Source organism: Microbacterium sp. 69-10, from assembly GCF_001897945.1.
In the GTDB taxonomy this organism is placed as follows: Bacteria; Actinomycetota; Actinomycetes; order Actinomycetales; family Microbacteriaceae; genus Microbacterium.
In genome coordinates this window covers 14,158-15,602 of record NZ_MKRT01000006.1, presented here as the reverse complement: position 1 = coordinate 15,602, position 1,445 = coordinate 14,158, and the positions used below count along the sequence as shown (strand labels likewise).

Here is a 1,445-nt window from a genome sequence, read left to right as displayed (position 1 = left end):
CCGGTGTCCCTGGTGGGCGATCGTACTGGCACTGCTCGTGGGGCTGCTGGTCGGCGGCCTCACGATGCTGATGATGCGCGTCCGGGCCGCGGCGGCCGTCGCTCCCTTCGTGTCGGCGTTCGTCTCGACGATCCTGGTGGGCACCGTCGCCGGCTGGCTGGATCTCGGGCCGGTGCCGCTGTTCGCGGTGTGCGCGCCGGTGGCCATCCTCGTGCCCGGCGCACTGATCACGAACGCCCTGCTCGAACTGACCTCCACAGACATCGTCACGGGTGCATCCCGCCTGATGTACGGGCTGATCATGCTGGCGTTCATGGCTGCGGGAGTCTATTCGGGCGCCTCGCTCACCGGACTGCGGGTGGACTCGGCATCCGCCGCTCTGGTGGGGGAGGCCGTGCAACTGACCACCGAACGAGGGGGATGGGAGGCGCTCCCGCCGCTGTGGTCGGCGTGGCTGGCGGTGATCGTGCTCGCGATCGGCATCGGACTCGCCTTCGGATCGGGATTCCGTCTCACCGTCGTGTGCGTGGTGGTGATGGCCGGCACCTATGCGGTGCTGGCCCTGTTCAGTCCTCTGGTCGGAAGCGTCGTCGCGACCGGCGTCGCGGCGGCGGTGCTGTTCGTGGCAGCACGCGTGCTGGAGCGTCTGACGATCGCGATCCCCGCCACGGTGTCCTTCCAGCCGGCGTTCCTGCTTCTCGTGCCCGGCACCGTCGGCCTGGTCTCGCTGGCCAGCTTCGACGCGCAGGCGCTGGTGTCCGCGCCGATGATGTTCCTGAGCCTGTGCATCGGCACCAAGGTCGGCGCGCTGCTCGCGGATCTCGCGCGGATCACGCGGTCCACGGTGTTCCTGCGCTGGGCGAAGCCCGCGCGCATGGGCGAGCTCTGAGCCCCCTGTAGTCCGCGGCCGCGAGGGGCGCAACCCCGTTCTGCCAAGCGCATCCGATCCGTAGTGTGACGGGGGAGCAGAGGAGGAGCATCATGACCGATGACGTGCGTTCCGTGCCCGCACTGGAGCTGCGGCGGTATCTGGGCCTGTGGTTCGAGGTCGGCCGGCTGCCGCTGCGCTTCGAGGACGACCGCGCCACCGATGTGACCGCGGAGTACACGATGGCCGAAGACGGGACGGTGAGTGTGGACAACCGCTGCCTCGACGAGGACGGCAAGCCCACCCAGGCTCTGGGGCAGGCGTTGCCGGATGCGGAGCATCCAGGCCGCCTGCAGGTGACGTTCCTGCCCGAGGCGCTGCGGTGGATCCCGTTCACCAAGGCCGACTACTGGGTGCTCCGGGTCGACGACGAGTACCGGCATGCCCTGGTCGGGACCCCCGATCGGAAGCATCTGTGGCTGCTGTCCCGCGAACCGCAGGTCGAGGATGCCGTGGAGCGGTCGTTCCTCGACACCGCGCGCGACCAGGGCTTCGATCTCGACCCGTGGATCCGTCC

General features: G+C 69.4%; 2 protein-coding genes. Both read left to right on the top strand.

Annotation, left to right across the window (positions count from 1 at the left end):
* Positions 1 to 889 (top strand): threonine/serine exporter family protein (locus tag BGN97_RS02030; RefSeq protein WP_292697593.1); only part of this gene is annotated, 889 nt, incomplete at its 5' end.
* A 92-nt stretch (positions 890 to 981) separates the two neighbouring features.
* On the top strand, positions 982 to 1,445 hold a 464-nt coding region (locus tag BGN97_RS02025; protein WP_292697591.1), incomplete at its 3' end, for a lipocalin family protein.